This is a genomic window from Phyllobacterium sp. 01N428 (assembly GCF_056399405.1).
Map to the genome: position 1 here is coordinate 1,215,427 of NZ_JBFTRH010000001.1, position 15,982 is coordinate 1,231,408.

Annotated in this window: 14 protein-coding genes; 10 read left to right on the forward strand and 4 right to left on the reverse strand. The window is 59.8% G+C overall.

Annotated features, from left to right (window positions below; genetic code table 11):
• Positions 1 to 222, reverse strand: coding sequence for a putative signal transducing protein (locus AC1DNI_RS05990; RefSeq protein WP_027230107.1), 222 nt, complete (start codon positions 220 to 222; stop codon positions 1 to 3).
• 151 nt (positions 223 to 373) lie between these two features.
• On the opposite strand from AC1DNI_RS05990, the gene AC1DNI_RS05995 reads away from it, so the two are divergent.
• The 5 genes from AC1DNI_RS05995 (at position 374) to AC1DNI_RS06015 (ending at position 7,317) form a co-directional block, all read left to right on the forward strand.
• Entirely contained in the window at positions 374 to 1,390 is a 1,017-nt protein-coding gene (locus AC1DNI_RS05995) for a polyprenyl synthetase family protein (protein ID WP_153667996.1), read from the forward strand.
• Between the two features lie 149 nt (positions 1,391 to 1,539).
• Positions 1,540 to 3,345 (forward strand): tetratricopeptide repeat protein, encoded by a 1,806-nt coding sequence (locus AC1DNI_RS06000; RefSeq protein WP_477691167.1) that lies wholly within the window; start codon positions 1,540 to 1,542, stop codon positions 3,343 to 3,345.
• Positions 3,346 to 3,423: 78 nt separating this feature from the next.
• Positions 3,424 to 4,374 carry a glycine--tRNA ligase subunit alpha gene (locus AC1DNI_RS06005; RefSeq protein WP_370462130.1) on the forward strand — a complete coding sequence of 317 codons (951 nt, stop codon included), beginning with the start codon at positions 3,424 to 3,426 and terminating at the stop codon, positions 4,372 to 4,374.
• Positions 4,371 to 4,925 (forward strand): endonuclease domain-containing protein, encoded by a 555-nt coding sequence (locus tag AC1DNI_RS06010; protein WP_477691168.1) that lies wholly within the window; start codon positions 4,371 to 4,373, stop codon positions 4,923 to 4,925. Before AC1DNI_RS06005 ends, AC1DNI_RS06010 begins: the two co-directional genes overlap by 4 nt.
• 40 nt (positions 4,926 to 4,965) lie before the next feature.
• Entirely contained in the window at positions 4,966 to 7,317 is a 2,352-nt protein-coding gene (locus AC1DNI_RS06015) for a glycine--tRNA ligase subunit beta (RefSeq protein WP_477691490.1), read from the forward strand.
• Between the two features lie 42 nt (positions 7,318 to 7,359).
• On the opposite strand, the gene AC1DNI_RS06020 is transcribed toward AC1DNI_RS06015, so the two are convergent.
• Positions 7,360 to 7,770, reverse strand: coding sequence for a hypothetical protein (locus tag AC1DNI_RS06020; RefSeq protein WP_477691169.1), 411 nt, complete (start codon positions 7,768 to 7,770; stop codon positions 7,360 to 7,362).
• 178 nt (positions 7,771 to 7,948) lie between these two features.
• Between AC1DNI_RS06020 and AC1DNI_RS06025 the strand changes: the two genes are divergently transcribed.
• The 3 genes from AC1DNI_RS06025 to AC1DNI_RS06035 all read left to right on the forward strand — a co-directional run bounded on the left by AC1DNI_RS06025 (position 7,949) and on the right by AC1DNI_RS06035 (position 11,283).
• Positions 7,949 to 8,941 carry an L-threonylcarbamoyladenylate synthase gene (locus AC1DNI_RS06025; RefSeq protein WP_477691170.1) on the forward strand — a complete coding sequence of 331 codons (993 nt, stop codon included), beginning with the start codon at positions 7,949 to 7,951 and terminating at the stop codon, positions 8,939 to 8,941.
• Positions 8,938 to 10,353, forward strand: coding sequence for an FAD-binding oxidoreductase (locus AC1DNI_RS06030; RefSeq protein ID WP_477691171.1), 1,416 nt, complete (start codon positions 8,938 to 8,940; stop codon positions 10,351 to 10,353). The genes AC1DNI_RS06025 and AC1DNI_RS06030 overlap by 4 nt, the downstream gene beginning before the upstream one ends.
• 357 nt (positions 10,354 to 10,710) lie before the next feature.
• On the forward strand, positions 10,711 to 11,283 hold the full coding sequence (locus tag AC1DNI_RS06035) for a DUF6101 family protein (RefSeq protein WP_477691172.1): 573 nt from the start codon (positions 10,711 to 10,713) through the stop codon (positions 11,281 to 11,283).
• Positions 11,284 to 11,299: 16 nt separating this feature from the next.
• Here AC1DNI_RS06035 and ubiA read toward each other — a convergent pair whose 3' ends face one another.
• Positions 11,300 to 12,295: a 4-hydroxybenzoate octaprenyltransferase gene (gene ubiA, locus AC1DNI_RS06040; protein ID WP_477691173.1), complete on the reverse strand. Its 996-nt coding sequence runs from the start codon at positions 12,293 to 12,295 to the stop codon at positions 11,300 to 11,302.
• A gap of 105 nt (positions 12,296 to 12,400) precedes the next feature.
• On the opposite strand from ubiA, the gene AC1DNI_RS06045 reads away from it, so the two are divergent.
• Together AC1DNI_RS06045 and purD are read left to right on the forward strand one after the other, a co-directional pair.
• Positions 12,401 to 12,949 carry a hypothetical protein gene (locus AC1DNI_RS06045; RefSeq protein WP_477691174.1) on the forward strand — a complete coding sequence of 183 codons (549 nt, stop codon included), beginning with the start codon at positions 12,401 to 12,403 and terminating at the stop codon, positions 12,947 to 12,949.
• A gap of 368 nt (positions 12,950 to 13,317) precedes the next feature.
• A complete protein-coding gene (gene purD / locus AC1DNI_RS06050) occupies positions 13,318 to 14,604 on the forward strand; it encodes a phosphoribosylamine--glycine ligase (RefSeq protein ID WP_477691175.1) in 1,287 nt (428 codons plus the stop codon).
• Here purD and AC1DNI_RS06055 read toward each other — a convergent pair.
• Complete coding sequence (locus tag AC1DNI_RS06055; RefSeq protein ID WP_477691176.1) at positions 14,599 to 15,870, reverse strand: glycoside hydrolase family 25 protein; 1,272 nt, start codon at positions 15,868 to 15,870, stop codon at positions 14,599 to 14,601. The genes purD and AC1DNI_RS06055 overlap by 6 nt on opposite strands.
• Between the last annotated feature and the right edge of the window lie 112 nt (positions 15,871 to 15,982).

Genomic DNA, 15,982 nt, shown 5'->3' on the forward strand with positions numbered 1-15,982 from the left:
TCAGCTGCGGAGCTCCTGTTCTACTCCAGCATCTTTCAAAAGCTGCCGGGCTTCCATCTCGCGTTCGCCATCGACCATGATCCGGCGCGCGAGGACGCCAAGCGAGCCTTCCATGATGCTCATGTTCGAATCGGCAATGAAATGGGCGATCCCCGCCTCTTTGAGGAGCGACTCCACGAAGGAAATCACGACGGGGTCGTTGGTGCGCATTATTTCGATCATGGCCATACCGCGTTGGAGCACAGGGTTCAGGCCAGCGCTTATCACGAATTTGTATCCCTTGCTATTTCTGCGCGCCAATTCGCCGCTTGCGGGATATATCCTGTCAAAATAAGGTGTCGCCGCATCAGGCCAGAACCGCAGGAGTTTCGTTTTGGGCGTTGTTGTCAGTCTTGACGAGAAGAAGAATACGACGGGATCAGTGCAGCCATTGGTCGATTTGACCAAGGCGGACATGGGCCGCGTCAACGAACTCATCCTTTCCAAGGCTGGTTCGGACGTCGAGATGATCCCGGAAGTGGCGAACCATCTGATCTCGTCCGGCGGCAAGCGTTTGCGCCCGATGATTACGCTCGCTGCGGCGCGCATGTTCGGCTATCAGGGCGATGGGCACGTAAAGCTCGCGACCAGTGTCGAGTTCATGCACACCGCGACCTTGCTCCACGACGATGTCGTCGATGAAAGCGACCTGCGGCGTGGCAAGAGCACGGCCCGCATGATCTGGGGCAATCAGGCGAGTGTTCTCGTCGGCGATTTCCTGCTTGGACAGGCATTCAAGATGATGGTGGATGTCGGCTCGCTTGACGCGCTCGATGTCCTTGCAACCTCCGCTTCCATCATCGCCGAGGGCGAAGTAATGCAGCTTGCGGCCGCGAAAAATCTCGAAACGACGGAAGATGAGTACCTTGCCGTGATCAAGGCGAAGACCGCCGCGCTGTTCTCCGCCGCCGCCGAAGTCGGCCCGATCATTGCTGCCGCCTCGCGTACGGATCGCCAGGCGTTGCGCTCCTATGGTCTCAATCTCGGCCTTGCCTTCCAGCTTGTCGACGATGCGCTCGACTATGGCGGCAACGCCAAGGATCTCGGCAAGAACACGGGCGACGATTTCCGTGAAGGCAAGATCACGCTGCCGGTCGTGCTGACCTACCGGCGCGGAACCTCGGAAGAGCGCCAGTTCTGGAAGGAAGCGCTTGAAAACGGCGCCAATGACGACAAGGGCCTCGAGAAAGCCAAAGGATTGATGACGCGGTATGGCGCGCTCAATGATACAATCCAACGTGCGCGCCATTTTGGCGGCATTGCCCGCGATGCGCTGGCCCCCCTCGACCGCTCGCCGGAAAAGGATGCGCTCCTCGAAGTCATCGATTTCTGCATCAGCAGGGTCAATTGACACGAAATTGATCAAGCAAAGCCGCTGCGGGGCCATCGCGGCTGTTCTAATCTTTCAATGAATGTTGAGAGAAAACCGTAAAAAGGCCATGGTTGGCTCACTGGATTCGGCCAAACATGCAAACTGGAAAGATAATGAGGTTTTCTGTTATGCGGCGTAGTAAATTGCTCGGCTCCGTTATGGGGGCAACACTCGCCGTCTTGACCGTGGGTGCAGCTGCTGCGGAGGCAGCCACCAGCAAGGCCCCGCCACCTTTGAACGCAGGCACGCTTTCAGGCGCGTTCCTCTCGGCACGTAGCGCCGAGCGCGACAATGATTTCGGGAGCGCGATCAACTTCTACCGGCAGGCGCTGACCTTCGATCCGAAGAACACCGAGCTGCGCCAGAGCCTGCTCCTTGTGCTTTTGACCGATGGCCAGTTCAAGCAGGCCCTGCCGATCGCCGAAGAGTTGAAGGCCGTGCCGGAGATCGAACGCTTCTCCCGCCTCGCGCTCGGCATCGATGCGATGAATCGCAAGCAGTATCAGAAGGTCAATACCCTGATGATGCTGTCGCTGCAGTCGGACCTCGACCGGATGATCACCGGGCTGATCTCGGCCTGGGCAAAGGCCGGTGCGGGCAAGCCCAACGAGGCGCTTTCGATGATCGCCAAGCTTGAGGGTCCCGAAGGCTTCAACCTGTTCAAGACATATAATTCGGCGCTGATCGCCGACATGGCCGGGCAAAAGGACAAGGCTGCCAAGTTTTACCAGGACGCGATTGACGACAAAGTCAGTGTCGCTGCGGCGCCCGATACCTATGAGCGCCTGGTTGAGGCGTTTGCCTCGTTCAAATTCAGGAATGGCGATCGCGACGGCGCGGTGGCTCTGATTCAGCAAGCTTCGGAAATGCTGTCGGGACGTATGGTGCTGACCGAATTCGGCAAGGAAATTGCCGATGCCAAGACGGTGAAGCCGCTGATCCAGACGCCGCAGCAGGGCGCTGCCGAAGTGCTTTATACGATTGCGACGGCGATCGATCGCAATGGCGCCGAAGCCTTCTCCAAGCTTTATCTGCAGATGTCGCTGCCGCTGCGTCCGGACAACGACGCCACTCTGTTCCAGCTCGGCGATATCAGCGCCAAGCTCGACCAGCCTGAAAAGGCCATCGACTATTTCGGCCGCATTCCCGCCGATTCGCCCTATAGCCGCGACGCGAAGATGCAACTCGCGATCAATCTGGCGATCCTCAAGCGCAATGACGAGGCGATTGCCGAGTTGAACAGCCTGCTCGGGAGCGATCCCCAGGACATGCGTACCTATCTTGCGATCGGCAGCATCTATTCGCAGGACAAGAATTTCCGGCAGGCCGCCGAGACCTATGACAAGGCCGTGGCGGCGCTGGCAAACCCCAAGCGGGAAGACTGGTCAATCTATTACCAGCGCGGCATCGCCTATGAGCGACTGAAGGAATGGGACAAGGCAGAGCCCAATTTTCTTAAGGCGCTCGATCTTTATCCGGACCAGCCGCAAGTGCTGAACTATCTGGGCTATTCCTGGATCGACATGAACATGAAGCTCGAGCAGGGCCTCGACCTGATCAAGAAGGCCGTCGCAGCGCGTCCCCAGGACGGCTATATCGTCGACTCGCTCGGCTGGGCATACTATCGCCTCGGTCGCTATGACGAGGCGGTTGCACAGCTCGAACAGGCGGTGAAGCTGCGGGCCGAAGATGCGACGATCAACGACCATCTGGGCGATGCCTATTGGCGCGCCGGCCGCAAGCTCGAAGCAACGTTCCAGTGGGCCCATGCGCGCGATTCCAAGCCCGAGCCTGAAGATCTGGCGAAGATCGAGGAGAAGCTCAAAAGCGGATTGCCCGATGAAAAGGATCCGGGTGTCGCCAAAAATGGCACCGAGACGCCAAAGCCGCCCGTCGAGCCTGCGCCTGCGCCGGCACCCGACAAGAAGGGCTGATCACGTCGTTTTGCTTGACCGGTAGGAGTGCACGCCTTAGGACGTGCACTCCAATCCTTCTTGCCAAAAGGTCGCCCGGTGTCTTCCTCCTTGCCCGATCACTTGCAGCCGGCCCGCTCGTTCCAGGGTCTCATTCTGACGCTTCACAATTACTGGGCAGAGCACGGCTGCGTGATCCTGCAGCCATATGACATGGAAGTGGGAGCGGGCACGTTCCACCCGGCGACGACCCTCCGCTCGCTCGGACCGAAGCCGTGGAAAGCCGCCTATGTGCAGCCATCGCGCCGCCCCAAGGATGGACGCTACGGCGAGAACCCCAATCGACTGCAGCATTATTACCAGTATCAGGTGATTATGAAGCCATCGCCGGCGAACCTTCAGGAACTCTACCTCGGTTCCTTGCGCGCCATCGGCCTTGATCCGCTCCTGCACGATATCCGGTTCGTCGAAGACGACTGGGAAAGCCCGACGCTCGGGGCCTGGGGCCTCGGCTGGGAATGCTGGTGCGACGGGATGGAGGTCTCGCAGTTTACATATTTCCAGCAGGTTTGCGGTATTGAATGTTCGCCCGTATCCGGTGAATTGACCTATGGTCTCGAGCGTCTCGCCATGTACGTGCAAGGCGTCGACAATGTCTATGATCTCAACTTCAACGGACTTGAAGGCGACGAGAAAGTCACCTACGGCGATGTATTCCTGCAGGCCGAGCAGGAATATTCGCGCTATAATTTCGAACATGCCAACACGGCCGTGCTGCTTCGCCACTTCGAGGAAGCCGAGGTCGAATGCGAGGCTCTGCTCAAGGCGGGCGCTCCCAAGGAAAGCGACAATTCCGCCATCCATAAGATGGTGCTGCCGGCCTATGACCAGTGCATCAAGGCCTCCCATGCCTTTAACCTTCTCGATGCGCGCGGCGTCATCTCGGTCACCGAGCGGCAGAGCTATATTCTGAGGGTACGCAATCTCGCCCGGCAGTGCGGCGAGGCATTTTTGCTCACGGAAGCCGGTGGAGCTTCGTACCAAAAATGAAGAAGATTTCTTCCTTCAAGATCGCTTCGGCGCGCAAGCTGCGCAGCGATATGACGGACGAGGAGCGCAAGCTTTGGCGCCAACTCTGGCGTATTCCGTTGGAGGGTTCGCATTTCCGCCGGCAGGTCCCCATCGGGCCGTACTGCGCGGATTTCGTTTCGCACCGGCTGAAACTGATCATTGAGGTAGACGGATTTCAGCATGGTCTGGCAGACCAGCGCAGGCACGATGTTCGCCGCACGGCATGGCTGGAAGGTGAGGGATATCGCGTCTTGCGCTTCTGGACCCACGAGATCCGGACTGAACTTGAAAGCGTTCTCGACACGATTTTCGCGGTCGTCAAAGAACAGATGATTTGTCACCCCACCCCGAACCTGCGGTTCGACCCTCTCCATCAAGGGGAGGGTGGCCCGGGCGCCGACCTTAACACCTCCCCCTTCGATGGGGGAGGTCGCACCGCAGGTGCGGGTGGGGTTGTAAACTCACTTCCCAAAAAGCGCTTAACTTTTGATCTTGGCCCCGTTTTCGAGGGCAGGAGTTACCATGCCTGATCTATTGCTCGAACTCCGCTCGGAAGAAATTCCCGCTCGCATGCAGCGCAAGGCTGCGGGGGATCTAAAAAAGCTTGTGACGGATGGTCTCGTCGAGGCTGGCCTGACATATGAGGCGGCGGGCGATTACTGGACCCCGCGCCGGCTGACGCTGGACGTGCGCGGACTGACCGCGCGCTCCAAAGATATTCACGAGGAACGCAAGGGACCGAGCGTCAAGGCGCAGGAACAGGCAATTGCCGGCTTCCTTCGCTCCGCCGGTCTCTTTGATATCTCCGAGGCGCATGTCCACACCGACCCCAAGAAGGGCGATTTTTACGTTGCCCACCTGAAAAAGCCGGGTCGTCCCGCCGAAGAGATCATCGCCGAGTTGATGCCGAAAATCATTCGCGAGTTCCCCTGGCCGAAATCGATGCGCTGGGGTACCGCCTCGGCGAAGCCCGGAAGCCTGCGATGGGTGCGTCCGCTGCAGTCGATCCTCTGCACTTTCGGTCCGGAAACCGAGGAGCCCGTTGTCGTCGATTTCGAGGTCGACGGGCTGCGCGCCGGCAACGTCACCTATGGCCATCGGTTCCTCAGCGACGGCAAGCCTATAACCGTTCGCCGTTTCGATGACTACGTGGCAAAGCTTGAAAAGGCCAAGGTGGTGCTCGACGCCGACCGGCGGAAGGAAATAATCCTTTCCGATGCCCAGAACATTGCCTTTGCGTCCGGCCTTGACCTGGTCGAGGATGAGGGCTTGCTTGAGGAAGTATCCGGGCTTGTTGAATGGCCGGTCGTTCTGATGGGCGAGTTCGAGGAAGAATTCCTCGCCATCCCGCCGGAAGTGGTCCGACTGACGATCAAGACCAACCAGAAATGCTTCGTTACGCGCAAGCAGACGCTTCATCCCACCCCGGATCTAACGTCCGCCCCTTCCCATCGCGAGGATAAGAATGCCTCCAACTCGCCTTCAAATGGGGGAGGCCACAGCGAAGCTGCGGGTGCGGGTGAAAATCCCCTGTCGAACAAATTTATCCTCGTTTCGAATATCGAAGCCAAGGATGGCGGGCGCGAGATTGCATTCGGTAACGGCAAGGTCGTGCGTGCCCGGCTATCCGATGCCCTTTATTTCTGGAACACGGACCAGCATGACCTGCCGGACATGCACACGCTGGCCGCCGCTGCGATAAGGTTCGATCTCGATCTTGCGAAGCCGCTCGACCAGCGCATGGCGCGCCTCGACGCCCTCAACGTTACGTTCCACGCCAAGCTCGGCACCCAGGGCGAGCGCATTATCCGCATAAGGGCGCTGGCCCGCGAGATCGCACCGCTCGTCGGCGCGGATCCGGCGCTTGCCATGCGCGCTGCCGTTCTCGCCAAGGCGGACCTTACGACCGAGATCGTCGGCGAATTCCCGGAATTGCAGGGCGGCATGGGCCGTAAATATGCGCTCTTGCAGGGCGAGCATCCTTCGGTCGCTGCTGCAATCGAAGAGCATTACAAGCCGCAGGGCCCCTCCGATATCGTGCCGAGCGACCCGGTTTCGGTGGCGGTGGCTTTGGCCGACAAACTCGACACGCTTGTCGGGTTCTGGGCGATCGATGAAAAGCCGACGGGATCAAAGGACCCGTTTGCCCTTCGCCGGGCGGCGCTCGGCGTCGTTCGACTTTTGCTTTCCAATGACTGGAAGATCGAACTGATGCCGGTCTTCGAAATGGCACTTTCGCAGTTGCGCGAAGACAGTATCGAAAAGCGCGTCGAAGGCTACGAGCAACATCAGGCCGCTCAGCAGTCGGGCGACGTCGACGGCGAAGAAGATGTCATCAACGCCGTTTCCGGTTTTGAAAAGCGCCTTCGCAGCGATGTAATCGAAGAGGCGCATCCTGTGCTGCTGGATTTGCTCGCCTTCTTCCATGACCGCATGAAGGTCTACCTCCGCGATCTTGGCGCCCGCCATGATCTTATCGATGCGGTGCTTACCGAGCGCGCCGACAACCTGTTGCTGATCGCCCGCCGTGTCGAGGCACTTGTCGTCTTCCTCAACACCGAGGAAGGCCAAAACCTGCTCGCGGGCACCAAGCGCGCCGCGAACATTCTGAGCGCCGAGGAAAAGAAGGGAACGCAGATCGCCGATGCTGTCGATGCTGCGCTTTTCAATCTGGACGAGGAGCGGGCCTTGTTTGCAGCGGTGAATCAAGCCGAGAAGGAAGCCGCGCAAGCGATTCAAAAGGAAGACTTTTCCGGCGCCATGATCGCACTTAGTGCATTGCGCGAACCAGTTGATTCATTTTTTGAGAAGGTGCTCGTCAATGACGAGAACCCGGCTATCCGGGCCAACCGCCTGGCGCTGCTCGCGCGCATCCGCACGGCCACGAATACCGTTGCGGACTTCTCGAAGATCGTTGGGTGACAAAGCGTTAGGCGCTCCCTCTTCAGGTGGAGCGCCCTACGTTCACTGCAGGCCTGTGCGCAGCGGCGTGTCCGCCACATCAGCGAGTGCCCTTTGCGGCACTGGCTCGCCGGCCGGCACGAGTTCGGCGGCATTCGCCGCAATCGGTGAAGCAGATACCGGAGCGGCGGCGGTTGCCGTAGAAGCTGGAACTTCGCGCCCCTGCAGGCGCGCCATGTATTGCCGCGACCGTTCGCGCCGCTCGGCATAGGCTTTCAGTCGTGCTGCTTCCGCGGCCTGCTGCGCCTCACAAGGCGTGCAGATCGGGTTGCCGGTTGCGTCGAAACTGTCAAAACCCACATAGGAGATCGAGTTCGGCGTTGCCGATCCGCTCACAACGTCGATGGAGCCGCCTGCGTAAGCGGGGGCCATTAGCATGATCATGGCGGTGGCAGCGATAGTCTGGCGCAGCATTTTCGTCCTAATCCCCGTGACGTTTCTTTGTTAAAAGCGAGCTTTAACAGCGATTTATTGCCAAGCCTTGATTCGGATCGATACAATTTTACGCATGAACTCATTCGGCGTGTTCATCAGCCGATACTTGCGAGGCGATAGCGGCATCGTGTAGGCAAGTCCGGTATTGGAGAGCGCCTTGGCGACGATTTTGAAGACAGACGATCAGGCAGTGCGATCGGCAGCCAGTGCGCTCGCCGAGGGTAAGCTCGTCGCGATTCCGACCGAGACCGTCTATGGCCTTGCCGCCGATGCCACCAATGGCGACGCTGTCGCCGGCATATTCGAAGCCAAGGGCAGGCCGCACTTCAACCCGCTGATCTGCCACGTTTCGGATATCGACATGGCCGAACGCTACGCTGTGATCGATCCACTTTCGCGGCGACTGATGCAGGCTTTCTGGCCGGGGCCACTCACCCTCGTTTTGCCGCTCAAGCCCGATACCGCCATTCACCCCCTCGTTGCCGCGGGTCTCGACACGATTGCGCTGCGCATGCCGCGCGGCGTCGCCGGCAGGATCATCGCGGCGCTCGGCCACCCGCTTGCCGCGCCAAGCGCCAACACCTCCGGCAAGATCAGCGGTACCAGCGCCGAAGCGGTCAACGAGGATCTGGGCGCGCGGATCAGCCTCATTCTCGATGCCGGCCCCTCGGAGGTCGGCCTGGAATCGACCATCGTAAAGGTCGACGGGACGCGCGTCGCACTGCTGCGTCCGGGCGGCCTCGCTGCTGAAGACATCGAGACTGTCACAGGGACCAGGCTCGAACGCATTGATCAGCGTGCGGCGATAGAGGCGCCAGGGATGATGGCTTCGCACTATGCGCCCTCGGCGCGTGTGAGGCTGAACGTGCATGAGGTCAGGGAAGGTGAGGCACTGCTGGCCTTCGGGCCGAGCCGTGCCCGGAAGGCTGAAAATGCCAGCGCCACCCTCAATCTCAGCGAGACGGGGAACTTACGCGAGGCGGCCGCCAACCTCTTCGACTTCATGAAGCGCCTCGATCGCCTGAAACGTCCGGTGATCGCCGTGGAGCCCATACCTTTCGATGGACTTGGCGAAGCGATCAATGACCGGCTTGTTCGTGCCGCCGCGCCCCGTGACGCGGCAATTGCTGAAATGGATGAGATAAAATGAGTTTGACGCCTGATCTTCTTGCGCGCTTTTCCGCCATCGTCGGCGAGGGCAATGCGCTGCGCAACGCCCACGATATCGAGCCGTACCTGATCGAGCCGCGCGAAAAATTTGGCGGCAAGGCAGCGCTGGTCCTGCGACCCTCGACCGTCGAGGAAGTCGCGGCGATCCTGAAACTCGCGACCGAAACCGGGACGGCGATCGTGCCGCAAGGTGGCAATACCGGGCTCGTCGGCGGGCAGATGCCCGATGCCAGCGGACAGCAGGTGATCCTTTCGCTTTCGCGGCTCAACCGCATTCGCTCCATCGACCCGGCAGGCAACCTTGCCATCGTCGAAGCCGGCGTCATCCTCCAGACGTTGCAGGAGGCAGCGGAACGCGAAGGCCGGCTGTTCCCGCTGTCGCTCGGTTCAGAAGGATCGTGCCAGATCGGCGGCAATCTTTCGTCGAATGCCGGCGGTACTGCCGTGCTTGCCTATGGCAATACGCGTGAACTCTGCCTCGGCGTCGAAGTCGTGCTGCCGACCGGCGAGATTCTCAATGACCTTCGCTATGTCAAGAAGGACAATACCGGCTACGACCTCAAGGACCTCTTTGTCGGCGCGGAAGGAACGCTTGGCGTGATCACCGCGGCGGTCATGAAGCTCTTTCCCTTGCCGCGCGGCAAGGGCGTCGCCTATGCCGGGCTGGCTAGCCCCGAGGACGCATTGAAACTGCTGGCGATAGCGCAAAGCCATGCCGGACCGTCGCTCACCGGTTTCGAACTGATGCCGCGCATCGGGGTCGAGTTCTCCGTCGCGCATACGGATGGCGTGCGTGATCCGCTGCAGGGCGTCCACCAATGGTATGTCCTTATCGATATATCCTCGTCACGTTCCGCCGAGGATGCGCGCGAGACCATCGAAGCGATCCTCACCGAAGCCTACGAGGCCGGTCTTGTCGAAGATGCGACGATTGCCGACAGCACGGCGCAGGAGAAATCCTTCTGGCACATGCGCGAGGCCATGTCGCTCGCCCAGAAGCCCGAGGGCGGATCGATCAAGCACGATATTTCCGTGCCAGTCGCCCGCATCCCCGAATTCATCGCCGAGGCCGATGCAGCTGTGCTCGATCTTGTTCCTGGCGCGCGCATCGTCTGCTTCGGCCACATGGGCGACGGCAACCTACACTACAATATTTCGCAGCCGGTTGGTGCGGACAAGGAGGCGTTTCTAGCGCGCTGGGTCGAGGTGAACACGCGGGTCCACGATATTGTCCGCGCCTATCGGGGCTCGATTTCCGCCGAGCACGGCGTCGGCCAATTGAAGCGCAAGGAAATCGCCGAGACGAAATCACCGGTGGCGCTCGACCTGATGCGCCGCATCAAGAAGGCATTCGATCCGGCCGGAATCATGAACCCGGGCAAGGTGCTTTAGTTTCCTAGCGGATTTAAGCTTGGATCGCCCTCGGTGCAGGGCCTACCGGGCTTTGGCTTTCACCCCAAAGCCGTCTCCCCCTCGTGAGGGATGGGCGGCAGCCCAGGGGGAGATGACATGCCCAGTGCACGGCTGTATTTCTAACCTTTCATTCATCCGCCTTACCAAAATCTTGGAGCCGGTTGGTTTTCGATAACCATCCTTCGCGATGAGAAAGAGTTAACCCCGTTCATTAAGCGGGATTGGCAGAGTCGGCGCCTATTGTTTCCCCATACGAGACCGAAAACGGTCCGCTCTACAGGGAAATAAAACGAGATGACCGGAATACCGGCTCTCAGGATCGACAGAAGGCGTCACATGAACAAAGCCGGAGCCAAGCCGGTTTGGGCAGGTCGGGAGTTCCGGCTTGATCCATTCCACCTGCCACAAACGGTCACCTATGCCACGCGCGATGACCGCGGCGATGTCACTTTCACGCTGCATGAGCGCGGCGCGGTGGTAAAACGCCTGCTGCCGGCGAGCCATTTGCCGGTCTCGCTGGCATTGCCGGCTTGCGCCTTTCTGGGCGTGACGGCGCGGGCAACCGAAGACGAACTCGGCGATATCACCGTCACGCTCGAACTCATGCACACCGACCCGCATCTGTCCGTGCCGCTGCTGGTCGCCCACGATCTCAACGACATCGCCGCCGACTGGCGCGCCTGGTCCTCGCTGTTCGCCCTGCCCATGATGCTGGTCGAGGAAGACGGTATTGCGCGGCAGCTCGAACAGAGCATCGGTCCCGTGACCGTTTCCGCGCCGAAGGAGCGCCGGCAGGGCCGCGAGCCACATCGCCGCCGGCCAAGGTTCCTCGCCCGGCGCAAGGTCGGCGATCTTGGACTGCGATTGGTCATCGGCGGCCAGGAGGTGATTGCCCAGGGCTCCAGATAGACCGGAGCCCCGGCAATCAGAACATCGGCTTGACCACGGTCCACAATCCGCCGAAGACGAGGCCGAGGAAGATCAGCCAACCAATGACGCTATTCGACTTGAAGAGGCGCAGGCACTCGGATGGGTTGTCGATATCGAGCGTCATGATTTGCCGGTACATATGCGCGCCGGCGGCCAGCAGGCCAGCGACCGCTGGCATCGGCACTTCCGCCATGGCGAAAGCCCAGAGAAACAGCGCCAGCGCTCCTCCATAAAGGATCATGAGCGCTTCGCGCGTGCGGTTGCCGAAAAGGCGGGCGGTTGAACGCACACCGACAAGCGCGTCGTCTTCCTTGTCCTGGTGGGCGTAGATCGTATCGTAGCCGATGACCCAAAGGATCGATCCGGCATAAAGCAGGACCGCCGGCCAGGCGAGTGCGCCGAAATGTGCCGACCAGCCGACAAGCGCGCCCCAGGAAAAGGCTAGTCCGAGCACGAGTTGCGGCCAATTGGTGATTCGCTTCATGAACGGATAAATCGCGACGATCACCAGCGATGCGATGGCGAGCAGGATGGTGAAGCGATTGAACTGCAGCAGCACCGCCAATCCCACCAGGGTTTGCAGAACGAGGAAGACCTTGGCCTGTTTGCGCGTCACCTGTCCCGATGGCAGCGGCCGCGAGCGCGTGCGCGCCACCTTGTTGTCGATATCCTCATCGGCAAGGTCGTTATAAGTGCAGCCGGCGCCGCGCATGGCGATGGCGCCGACGAGGAACAGAACAAGGTGATAGGGCGAGGGCAGAACCGACCACACCGGGTCGCCCACCTTTGCGCCAGCGCTGGCGGCGAGCGCCGCGCCCCACCAGCAAGGCCAAAGCAGAAGCCACCAGCCGATGGGACGGTCCCAGCGCGCCAGTTGGGCATAGGGCCAGAGCGAGTTCGGAAGCGTGCGATAGACCCAATGGCCCGACGGCGCGTCGAATACGCGGCCGCGCGATTGTGTCGACTGGATCGTGTCTTTCTCTGAAGTCATGGCCTGACCTTGCAGCGGGCAGCGATGCAGTCAAGAAAAATAGAGCGTAGTCGGTTGTTTTGACAAAATTGAAACTTGGCCACTATATAAGGGGAAGGAGTTCCCATGGGTTTGCCCGCATTCAAACACGAGTTCGAGGAAGTTCTTGCGTCGCTGCCACCGACGCCATCGCCCGCTCGTTCAGTGGCAAAACTCGACAATGCCTTGGGCGTGTTTGATGCAGCTGCCGAGACGTATAGTCAAAGCATTGAAGGCTGGGGTTTGCGAATGGGAACGATCGTGGATCGTCTCAAAGATATGTTTCAACGAGCATCCGCCGAAAGGGATCCGGCTGTCCTCAGATATCTGATCGATGAGTTAGTGTCACAAATTATACGAGATCTGGATAAGCAAGTTGACGAATTGGAGGAGTGGATCTCTGCTCCATTGTTAAAGAAGTTTGAGTTGGCTGATAATTCGCCTCTGGCCTCCTATGCGTGGAGGATTGTCGAGGACATGGAGAAAAAGTCTTTGAAGGTGGTCAATTTTCATTTTGAATCCATTATTGATATCCGCGATCAACTGAGAATGCTCATTTGGGATAATGACCCGGATGCGCGGGGCGGTCCTTCTTTCGACCGTGTGGATGAGTTGATCGCCAGTTTGCGCCGATAAAATACTGTGCGCATCACGAAGACCCCTCGATTTCATCGGGCCTTCAAAAAGTTGACCGATGACGTTCAAGAATCGGTAATAGCAACGCTTGGACAGTTCTATGAAAATCCGCGTCATCCATCGCTCCATTTCGAGAAGTTGAAGGGAAGCGAATACCGGACGATCCGGGTCGATCGGGGCCGGTGGCGCATCGTCCTCCGAGGGTCGGGATCCGATTTTGAATTGTCGATATCGACCGCCATGATTCAGTGGACAATAAATACGGATAGAGCAGCTCAAATCCGGGCAAATTTGCGCGAGGTGCTTGACCCTCGGGCGTCAAGGCCATACCGACACGGCAACTCGTAAACATGCGGAGCACGATGTCGATGAAAGTCCTGCTTATTGGGTCCGGTGGCCGGGAACACGCGCTGGCATGGAAGATCGCCGCCTCGCCCGTATTGACGAGGCTCTATTGCGCGCCGGGCAATCCCGGCATTGCCAAGGTCGCGGAGTGCGTCGCGCTCGACCCCGCCAACCATGCGCAGATCGTCGCTTTCTGCAAGGAAAACGCCATTGATTTCGTCGTGGTCGGACCCGAAGCGCCTTTGGTTGCCGGGATAGCCGACGAGCTTCGCGCCGCCGGCATTCTGGTTTTCGGTCCGTCCAAGGCTGCGGCTCGGCTTGAAGGCTCGAAGGGCTTCACCAAAGACCTTTGCGCCCGTTTCGAAATTCCGACTGGCGCCTACCAGCGTTTCACGCAAGCCGATGCCGCCAAGGCTTATGTCCGGCAGCAGGGCGTGCCGATTGTCGTCAAGGCCGATGGTCTCGCCGCGGGCAAGGGCGTTGTGGTGGCATTCGAGTTGCAGGAAGCGCTCGACGCTGTTGAAGCCTGTTTTTCCGGAGCCTTTGGCGGTGCCGGCGCCGAGGTCGTGGTGGAGGAATATCTCGATGGCGAGGAGGCAAGCTTCTTCTGCCTTTGTGACGGAAAGACCGCGCTTCCGTTCGGCACCGCCCAGGATCACAAGCGCGTCGGCGAAGGCGATACCGGCGTCAACACCGGCGGCATGGGTGCTTATTCGCCCGCACCGGTTATGCCGCAGGCGATGATCGACCGGACGATGCGCGAACTGATCGAGCCGACTATGCGCGGCATGGCGGAAATCGGCGCGCCGTTCAGCGGTATCCTCTTCGCGGGCCTGATGATCACGAAGGACGGGCCGAAGCTGATCGAGTACAACACGCGGTTTGGCGATCCGGAAACGCAGGTCCTGATGCTGCGCTTGAAGGACGATCTGCTGCTGCTGCTTAAGGCCGCTGCCGACGGCATGCTCGAGCAGGTTTCGGTGCGCTGGAATGATGAACCTGCATTGACTGTTGTCATGGCCGCCCGGGGTTATCCGGCTGCGCCTGAAAAGGGCAGCGTCATAAGGGGCCTTGATTCGGCTGCCACCGACGGTTCCGTCGAGATATTTCATGCCGGAACGGCAGAGAAAGACGGCGAACTCGTCGCCAATGGCGGGCGCGTACTGAACGTCACCGCGAGCGGCCGTACAGTGGCGGAGGCTCAGGCCGCAGCCTACGCTGCCATTGCCAAGATAGATTGGCCGGAGGGTTTCTACAGGCGCGACATCGGCTGGCGCGCCATCGAGCGCGAGGGGACCGCCGCCCTATAGAAAGGGCTCGAGCGCAGCAAGCTGCCCTTCCACCGTTTGCCTGGACTTCGGCACGAAGTATTTGAAGCAGTAATGGGTTACCACGACGCGCTGGTCGGGCGCTGCCGGCTCGGAGGCTTCGCGTAGACTGGTCCATAGCTGCTCCACGGTCGCCTTGCGTGCCGAAAGTCCATTCAGCCTTTCGTCAGTATCCCCCTTCAGCGAAATCGAAGCTGTCATCGACTGGTCGACGCTGGCTAGGCGCGGATCATTCCTTTCAAGCAGTGTCGAGGCTTCGGCGAGGAAGTTCGCTGCGGCGGCGTGCAACGTTACCGTCATTTCCTTCAGGCGCCGGTAATCAATAAGCGGCGGCTGTGCCGCTGCCATCAATATATCGTCGCGCGGCGAAGGGCGATTGCCCGGCGTCGGCAGGTCGTCAGGCGTTATCGCATCGACCAGTTCGCCGAACGGCCACGCCCGCCGCAACTGCGCCACGGTCATATCGGTGATGTTGACGTCGATGTCGCGGTTTGTTCCGGCCGGGCGGTAGGGGCACTTCTGCTTGTTGCAGTTGCTCGGCGAGGTAAATTGCCAAAGGGCGTAATCGCGCCAGTTACCTTTGGGAAAATGCGGCGCGATATCGCTTTCGTAGCGCGCGTACCAGAGCTGCAGGCGCGACAGGATCGGAAGCTCCAGGCGATGGTCGGCGATGTAACGTGCGGTCGTGCCATTCGTATAAAGGACCGGATAGCGCCCGATCCTGAACTTGATGTGCTCGGCGAAAATCTCCGCATCCTGCAGCGACATGAACTTCGAAGGATCGTTCTCTTCGATATCGATGGCGACGAGTTCGTCGTCACTCGGTTCGGCATAGTCGACGAAATGGTTTGCTTGCTCGATGGGATTGCCCGGGCGGGCGAGATGATAAGCGCCCCATTTGAGCCCCAGCGCCTTCGCCAGAATCCGGCGTGTCTGGTAAAGCTCGCGTGAGACTGCATAGTTGCGCCAGATGCGTTTGCACAGCTCCTGTTGCATGGCATCGGCAATGCGCTTGCACTGGTAATTTGCCGGCAGGCCGTCCGATCCCTTGTGGATGAACGCCGCAATCCTCGGGTCCTTGGCGATTTCCACGAGATTGAAGGAGTTGTGCTCATAGCCGTCGAGTACGATGGCGCGCGCCTTGTTCGACCATGGGGTGGTGAATTCGGATGCCGCCTGCGCCGGGTCGCCGAGAAACAAGGCCGCGAGGACCGTTGCAATGGCAAATCTGGGCACGCGGATCGTCAAATGGAAATCCTTCACACGGTGCGATCAAACCCATACTAACCAAGGATGGTCGCCGCATCGCGGTTAATATTTGGTTAGTCACCGATTTTGCACCAGCACGAAGCGAAAGCGC